Consider the following 7,945-nt stretch of genomic DNA (forward strand, 5'->3'; position numbering starts at 1 on the left):
TCCTGCGATGCCCTCAGTTTATAATTTTTATATGAGACTGCTGATGAAGTTTTTCCAGCCACGCGTTGAATGTTTCATCCACCTTTTCCTTATAAATTTTGTCCTGAATCTCTGTCGAGGCTTCTTCGAAGGTTTTATCGGGTGTCTTGACAATTTCTTCTATGAAAAAGATCTGATACCCTTGATCCGTATCGACAACAGGTGAAATTTCTCCAGCCTGCATTCCTTTAAAAATGTCCTGAAGCCGTGGCGAAAAGTCTTCAAAATCAAAAAAACCAAGATCCCCTCCGTCAGAGCCCATCGCCGATTCGGAATAAATTTTGGCCATCAATTCAAACGGTTGGTTTTTATTCAGTTTATCCAGAACCTCTTCAATTTTATTACGAATCTCTTTTTTCGCAGCTTCACTGGCTTCCGGGTCGACTTTCAGCAGGATATTTCTGAGATGATACCGCTGGTCCCCGGTGAATTCATCCGGATGAGACACATAATACGCTTTGACATCCTCTTTGGTAACCACAATCTTCGATTTAACTTCACGGTTCACCAATTTTGTACGAAGAATCTGCTCTTTGACACCATTTCTGTACGCTTCGAAGCTCATTCCCTCAGCTTTTAATTTTTGTCTCAGATTCTCGTCGGTAAAAAAATTAGTTTTCTTAATCTGCTCGATCGTTTCATTGATTTCATTTTCGGTTACCGTAAGTTTTAACCGGTTGATCTGTTGTTCAGTCAATTTTTTATCGATGAGGCCGGCAAGCATTTCCTGACGAATCTTAAATAAAATTTCTTTCTGGTTACCGGAATATCCGGTGGCCATGGCTCTTGCCACATACGGATTCATCATCTCATTGAGTTCGGAAAGGGTAATAATGTCGTCATTGACTTCCGCTACAATCCGGTCCACTATCTCAGCGCCTTGGACACGAGAAAGCGATACGCTACCAGACAGGCAAATTGCCAAGAACACGAAAAAAATGATCTTGAAATGATTGAAACTAAGGTTGGATTGCATTTGCATAGTATATTTTCCGTTTCCTTATCGCAATGTTGTCTATTCTGTGCCTCGACAGGCACTAATCATCAATCGGCTGATCAACCGCGCAGCGGCCGGGAAGAAAGGGGCTGGCATTCGTTGTTGATTGCAGCGGTAAAAATATCATGAATTGACAAGCTTTTCCCAGAGCGCTTTGTTTACCTCAATTCCATATTTTATTCGAAGCTTATTCAGCCACCGTGTATACCTTTTCTCGGCTTCCTCCCGACGCAGACGCAACGCAATCTTCGCCCGGATTTCTTCCGATTCGTCAGACGCAGCGTCCGGTTCAAGCCCCTGACTTTCGCAGTACTGCAGATAATCAGCAGATATGGCTTCAGATGATATTTGAATTTTATCTTCCAAATCTGTTTTGATCACCTTGTCAATCAATATCCGTCGCCGGAGTCTCTGGCTCCACGCCTTATATGAAACGGCACTGGTCAGCAGCATGTCTTCAAACTCATCATCCGGATAATCCTTCTTTATCTCGTCCGCAGCCTGCCGGACCTGTGCCTCTCTGATATCAATACCGAGTTCACTGGCCCGCTCTCTGATGACGGCCTCTTCACTCAGCTGGTTCAAAACCCGATGCCTGATGTCAATTACATATTGTCTCTGGTGAACCACATCGGCCGGGTATGAACTGAGCGAGGCCTCAAAAGCCTTTTTAAAATCCTCAGCCGTCACAACGGTGCTGCCAACCCGAATCAAACAGAACGATTTCTGATCTGAATCCATGCTGAAACAGCCTGAGGCAACAACGCAGGTAAATAAAAAAAACAGGGCCGATACCGCCGCACGTATCCTCATCCGCTTAACCGGATTTGCATTGAAGCGGCTGAAACGGCCCAGGCCCCTGGCATTCATGGCGCATCTTTGACTGAACCGCTCGTTTTGCAATGCCAGACCATCCGTACATTATTCATAGCCATTTGCATGAGCCCCTCAGTCCGAACAGGTTAAGTTAATATTTCAAGCATGATATCTTGTAGAAAACATAGATTGAAGCTAACGAGTTAAAGTCTTCAGGCGTTAACACGTTGCATGATTTCTTTCAAGATGTTTTTGACCTCCGCCAGTTGCCCCAACGGCGTTCGTTTAAACAGCCGGGCTTTCAATACATAATCAGGGGTAAATTCATACCGCCGTTGATCGGTTCCCAGCATATCAATAATGCCAAACGGATTTTTCTGATGGATATCGGAAAAAGAGAGGGAAAGCAAATTTCCGTTCATATCAAGCCGCCGGACCCCTGCTTTGATACATAATACCTTCAGCATAATTTTCAAAAGCAAATTATCTGCCTCCTCCGGCAATTCGCCAAACCGGTCTTTTATCTCCTCCCTGAAATCCGAAATTTCCTTCAGGTCTCTCATCCTTGCCAGACGGCGATAGTTTGACAGACGTTGGTCAATATCTGACATATACGTTTCCGGGAAAAAACCCGATATTGTCAGATTTATTTCAGGCTCCAACTCCTCCTGAACCGGTTCCCCTTTCAATTCGGATACGGCCTCTTCCATCAGTTTAAGAAACATGTCATAGCCGACAGCGGCAATACGTCCCGACTGGGAGGAGCCCAGAATCGTACCCCCGCCGCGTATCCGCATATCGTTCATGGCGATCTGAAATCCGGAGCCTAAATCACTGTGTTCAATCAGGACTTTCAACCGCTTCTGCGCATCCCGGGTCAGTGCAGTATCCCTGGGAACGAACAGATACGCATAGGCCTGCTCATCCGAACGCCCCACCCGCCCGCGCAACTGATACATCTGTGCCAGCCCGAAACGGTCCGCCCTGTTAACGATGATGGTATTGGCAGACGGAATATCCAGACCGGATTCAATGATGGTCGTACACAGCAGCATATCAATCTCCTTGTGCACAAACTGCAACATTACCTGCTCCAGTTCTTTCTCATCCAGTCGACCGTGAGCCACTCCGATCCGGAGCTCCGGTACCAGCTGCTGCACATAATCAGCCATTGATCCGATGGTATTGATATTATTATGGACAAAAAACATCTGCCCGTTTCGCTTCAATTCTTTGCCAACGGCCTCTTTGATCAGGGCATCATCAAATTCGGAAATATACGTAATAATCGACTGTCGCTGTTCCGGCGGAGTCGAAATAATACTGATATCCCGCACCCCCATCAACGACATGTGAAGGGTTCGCGGAATGGGCGTTGCCGATAAAGCCAGAACATCCACGGTGTGTCTGATCTGTTTCAGTTTTTCTTTATGTCGGACCCCAAACCGCTGTTCCTCGTCAATCACCAGGAGTCCGAGATCTTTAAATTCAATGCCTTTCTGCAACAACCGGTGAGTACCGATAATTACATCCGTCTTACCGGTTTTAAGATTTTCTATTATCCGGCGCTGCTGCTCAGGCGTTCGGAATCTGCTCAGGCACTCAACCGTTACCGGATAATGTTTATATCGTTCCTGAAATGTGGAAAAATGCTGTTCGGCGAGCACGGTCGTGGGAACCAGCACCGCAACCTGTTTGCCACCGTTTACCGCCATAAACGATGCCCGCAGAGCGACTTCTGTTTTCCCGTATCCCACATCACCACAAATCAGCCGGTCCATGGAATTGGGCGATTCCATATCACGCAGAACATCGTCGATGGCTTTGAGCTGGTCATCGGTTTCCTCATATGGAAAACCGGCTTCAAATTCCCTGAAATAACTGTCCATCTTCGAAAACGAATGCCCCTGCTTGACCTTTCGGGCGGCATAGAGTTTAAGCAGCTCACCGGCTATCTTTTCAACTGACTTTTTGACCTTCTGTTTCACACGGTCCCAGGATTTGCCCCCCATTTTATCCAGCAGTGGCTCAATGCCCTCAACTCCCATGTATTTTTGCACCATATTCATATGATCGACCGGCAGGTACAGCTTATCATCGTCTTTATAGACAAGCAGGAGAAAATCATTTGCGGTGCCGTTCAGTGCAAGTTTAACCAGGCCTTTATAGCGTCCGATTCCATGTTCCGTATGAACGACAAGGTCATCTGTTTTAAGCTCATTGAATGACAACAGCTCCGTCTGAATCTTTCTTCGGGACGGCCTTCTTCTTCGATGTCTGACGCCGAATATTTCATCTTCCGTAATAATGGCCAATGCTTCATCCGGCCATACAAATCCGGTAGATATCACGCCAAGGCTTATGGATACCGAGCTTTTACTGTGCGCTGGCCTTTGAAATCCATCGATCAGATCCGGTTCGATACCATAGGGCATGATAAGCGATTTCATCCGTTCTGCCTGGGTACGGCTGTTGCAAACCAGCAGCGTGTGCCACCCGGAATGCTGCTGATTCCTGATTTGGGCCGCCAGAGGTAAAAAAAGGTTTTCCTTTTCTTTGTGAATCGTCAATTCCGTTGTCAACAGGCTGTTGTCGCTGACAGAAAAAGGAACCTGCAGGCATTCAGGCCTGCGCGTACGCTCCCCGCTGACCAGTGGAAGGGCAGTGAACGCGATGGGATTGTACCGTGACAGGCACCGGCTGACCTCATTCCAATCCAGATACAACTCATCCGGATCAATACAAATCCGGTCTTTTTTTTCTTTTACGGAAATAATATTTTTTTCTATGGTTTCCCTGAACGCCCTCGCTGTTTTTTCCAGTTTGTCCGGCTCGATCAATATCATCTGACATTGCTCCGGGATATAATCAAACAAAGTATCCAGTCCCTGATATATCAATGAAATCAGGCTTTCAATTCCGGGGAAGATTCCCTCTGCCCTGATCCGATCCACAATGTTCCGGAGACTGGTTATCGGCAGCTCCTGTTCAGCGGCCTGCGCTCTGATCCGACTCAGGATCCGGGCCATATCTGCTTTCTCCAGAATGGCTTCTCTGGCCGGCAATATGACCGCTTCCTGCACCTGTTGTTTGGTTCTTTGATTTTCGGCTGAAAAAAACCGAATCGACTCTACGGTATCACCCAAAAATTCAATCCTCAGCGGATCGGGATACAGCGGAGATAAAATATCCAGTATCCCTCCCCGGACGCAAAAATCACCGGATTCTTCGACGATCATGGATCTCACATAGCCACCGGAAATGAGTTTTTCAATAAAACAGTCTCTATCCAGTTCTTCATCGACCATGATCAACTCGGCGTAACGGCTGAGCGCCTCTCTGGGAATCAATTTCTGCAAAAGGGCATTAACCGTCGTAACGATTACCGGCGCTTTTTCCCACGCTACCATCTGGTACAAACTTCGGATTCTCGATGCGGCCGTTTCATTATGGTAAGGCATGAACGTGAACGGCATCACATTATATACGGGAAAATGAATGATCGGGCAGTCGGATGGCAAAAAATATTTCAAATCAGTGGCAACGATTTCACATTCCTCTACCGAGGATAATACAACCGTAACCGGGCCTTTGAGCTGCTGATATATTTTAGACACCAGATACGATCGTTCAGAGCCTGATAGTCCGCTGCATTCAATCGGACATTTATTGTGAGCGGCTTCGGATATCAGACGCTGAGTTAAATTTTTATCTTGATTTTGGTTTTTAAACAAAGTATTTATCTCGCATTGTCAGGCCGGCGTAGCTCAGTTGGTAGAGCAGCTGATTCGTAATCAGCAGGTCAGCGGTTCAAATCCGCTCGCCGGCTTCACTTTAAATGGTTCAAAAGACATAAGGATTTTTCAGTATCTGATATTCTGAAAAATCCTTATTTTTTTCAATCGGGCACAATCATTTTATAGGATGATGAAATGGAACACTCATCCCGTAAAGGATATTTTGAGGATTTCGCATTTATCTGACATTGAATAACGCCGTCATACAGATCAAAATACTATAAATTGAAACATTATCAAAAAACAGCATGAAACATCAATGCTGTTTTTTGATTTATTGAACACGGTTCGGGATGGTAAAGCAGGGATTTTCTGATTATCACCGCCATGCAACTTGACATAAGGCGTCTGACTGTATATTAGTATCGAATTTAAATCAGGTGTCCTTTGGGTACACCTGATTTAATTAAAAATACAAAACAGTTTCAGGGCTTGATCATAATTGCGGCCATATTTCTTTTAGGTGTAGTTTCGAAGTCCCGGCCGGTCCCCCCGTATCGTGCTGGAGAAGCCGGAAACGGCCGGGACGGTTCTCACGACGTTATGGCCGCAGTTATGCTGCAAGCCCCAGTTTCACGAAGAGCGCAAGCTCAACCTGTAACCATCAGTGGTGCTTTCATGGATACCATCCATACAGTTGAAGCGGTTGTAAAATCCATCATATCCGGTCTCTTTGAATCAATCACCGGAAACAATCCTGACGATACGGAATATATTCTGAGCGTAAAAACCGTTATTCAGGCTACCGAAAATTTTATTCAACAAAACAGCCAACTTGCAGCTCAATGGCCGCCCCTTAAAACCGCATTATATTCCCATTCAAAGCAATTATGGCTGAACCATATTAAAAACCTGAAAAAAAACGAACCCGAAGCAAATGAAAAATCCACGGATGAGACTGAGGAATATTTTGAATACTGTTTCGATCATATCTATGAATACGGCAGCTATCCATCTTAAGCCGTATCCACATCAACCCGCATATGGAGATTTTTTATATGGATGAAGAACTCGAATCAAAATTGAAAGGCGAAATTGAAGACATCATGGATCAGGTGGATGCTATTTTAAAAAAAATTGAGACATCAGATGCTGCGGGCAACAAAGGAAGTGACGAATAGGCAGTGCCCTCTCATAACTTCTGATCCCATGATCATATAGATTATAACGTGAGGTTACAAATACGTATCGTATTCTGCCGCAATAAAATTGCCCGCTCCAAACCCGGCGCAAAACGCAACGTTTTTAAACACATTTTTTTTGGCGCATTGCGTGAAAATCATTCTGTTTCCGGCTTGACTGGATCAAACAGGGTTTTAAACAGCTGCGCCTTAAAAATTATCACATTATGTCAGTTAGTGTCTGTCCAAAAAGGCAGCATGGCTGTTTAAACTTAAAAAAAAATTTTAACCACAAAAATACATGGCGTATTTAGAAGATTAAAATCTACGACTGACACACATGGAAAAGACAGACTGTGGATGGACAAGTAGTTGTCCATCGAGTTGTAATCAGGAGGTATCATGACATTAACGAAGAATGAAATAGTTGCTCAAGTACATGAAATGGGATTCACCCAAAAAAAATCGGTGGATATAATTGAATCGTTACTCGAAATTATTAAGCGGACACTTCAACAAGGGGAGGATATCCTTATTTCCGGATTTGGAAAATTCTGCATAAAAAGTAAACGCAAACGCCGTGGACGAAATCCGGCTACCGGAGATGATCTTATGCTCAAAGAAAAAACTGTAGTAACATTTAAATGTTCCGGAAGATTAAGAGATACAATTAATGAGGGATGTTAATTGTCCGTTGATTTATCCGGATGCAGGAGGGGCAACGGGCCGATGAACCTGACCGTTTTAATAATCCTGTCTCCACGATAGTCCCCCGCTTAGAAGCTCCTCCAGTTGTTCAGTCAATTGACAGACGCAGTAAGCGCCCTTCCCGTCCCCGATACAGATGAGATAACACCATCGGTGTGATTGATTATTTTGTCTGCAATCCCATTTGACCGGAAGCACCTGTGGATTCTGAAATCCGGAAGAAATTTTTTTCAAACAAAACAAATATGATGGCCTTGTAAAAAGTCATAAAACAAAAACACCGCGGGAATGACGGATGTGGATACTTTTTACGAGTTCATCATATATTAATAAAATATTAATAAAAAAACCCGGTGGTCAGTTAAGCCCACCGGGTTTGATATAAAGATTTTTCGGCGGCGACCTACTCTCCCACTCAGCTGCCCGAGCAGTACCATCGGCGCTGAAGAGCTTAACTTCCGTGTTCG

At 44.8% G+C, this 7,945-nt stretch carries 6 protein-coding genes and 1 tRNA gene; 4 read left to right on the top strand and 3 right to left on the bottom strand.

Annotation, left to right across the window (positions count from 1 at the left end):
• Positions 1-13: 13 nt before the first annotated feature.
• The 3 genes from PHQ97_05340 to mfd all read right to left on the bottom strand — a co-directional run bounded on the left by PHQ97_05340 (position 14) and on the right by mfd (position 5,469).
• Positions 14-1,015, bottom strand: coding sequence for a SurA N-terminal domain-containing protein (locus PHQ97_05340; GenBank protein MDD4392161.1), 1,002 nt, complete (start codon positions 1,013-1,015; stop codon positions 14-16).
• Between the two features lie 144 nt (positions 1,016-1,159).
• Positions 1,160-1,906: a SurA N-terminal domain-containing protein gene (locus tag PHQ97_05345; protein MDD4392162.1), complete on the bottom strand. Its 747-nt coding sequence runs from the start codon at positions 1,904-1,906 to the stop codon at positions 1,160-1,162.
• 158 nt (positions 1,907-2,064) lie between these two features.
• Positions 2,065-5,469, bottom strand: coding sequence for a transcription-repair coupling factor (gene mfd, locus PHQ97_05350; protein MDD4392163.1), 3,405 nt, complete (start codon positions 5,467-5,469; stop codon positions 2,065-2,067).
• 139 nt (positions 5,470-5,608) lie between these two features.
• Here mfd and PHQ97_05355 point away from each other — a divergent pair.
• The 4 genes from PHQ97_05355 to PHQ97_05370 all read left to right on the top strand — a co-directional run bounded on the left by PHQ97_05355 (position 5,609) and on the right by PHQ97_05370 (position 7,457).
• A tRNA-Thr gene (locus tag PHQ97_05355) sits at positions 5,609-5,681 on the top strand.
• Positions 5,682-6,204: 523 nt separating this feature from the next.
• Positions 6,205-6,609 (top strand): hypothetical protein, encoded by a 405-nt coding sequence (locus PHQ97_05360; protein MDD4392164.1) that lies wholly within the window; start codon positions 6,205-6,207, stop codon positions 6,607-6,609.
• A gap of 38 nt (positions 6,610-6,647) precedes the next feature.
• The gene (locus PHQ97_05365) at positions 6,648-6,770 is read left to right on the top strand and encodes a hypothetical protein (GenBank protein ID MDD4392165.1); all 123 of its coding nucleotides are present in this window, start codon (positions 6,648-6,650) and stop codon (positions 6,768-6,770) included.
• 402 nt (positions 6,771-7,172) lie between these two features.
• Positions 7,173-7,457 carry an integration host factor subunit alpha gene (locus PHQ97_05370; protein ID MDD4392166.1) on the top strand — a complete coding sequence of 95 codons (285 nt, stop codon included), beginning with the start codon at positions 7,173-7,175 and terminating at the stop codon, positions 7,455-7,457.
• Positions 7,458-7,945 lie beyond the last annotated feature (488 nt).

Source organism: Desulfobacterales bacterium, assembly GCA_028704555.1.
Lineage (GTDB): Bacteria > Desulfobacterota > Desulfobacteria > Desulfobacterales > JAQWFD01 > JAQWFD01.

Coding starts and splice junctions, on each gene's coding strand:
- PHQ97_05340 (MDD4392161.1), bottom strand. CDS start 1,015: ATGCAATCCAACCTTAGTTTCAATCATTTCAAGATCATTTTTTTCGTG.
- PHQ97_05345 (MDD4392162.1), bottom strand. CDS start 1,906: ATGAATGCCAGGGGCCTGGGCCGTTTCAGCCGCTTCAATGCAAATCCG.
- PHQ97_05360 (MDD4392164.1), top strand. CDS start 6,205: ATGCTGCAAGCCCCAGTTTCACGAAGAGCGCAAGCTCAACCTGTAACC.
- PHQ97_05365 (MDD4392165.1), top strand. CDS start 6,648: ATGGATGAAGAACTCGAATCAAAATTGAAAGGCGAAATTGAAGACATC.
- PHQ97_05370 (MDD4392166.1), top strand. CDS start 7,173: ATGACATTAACGAAGAATGAAATAGTTGCTCAAGTACATGAAATGGGA.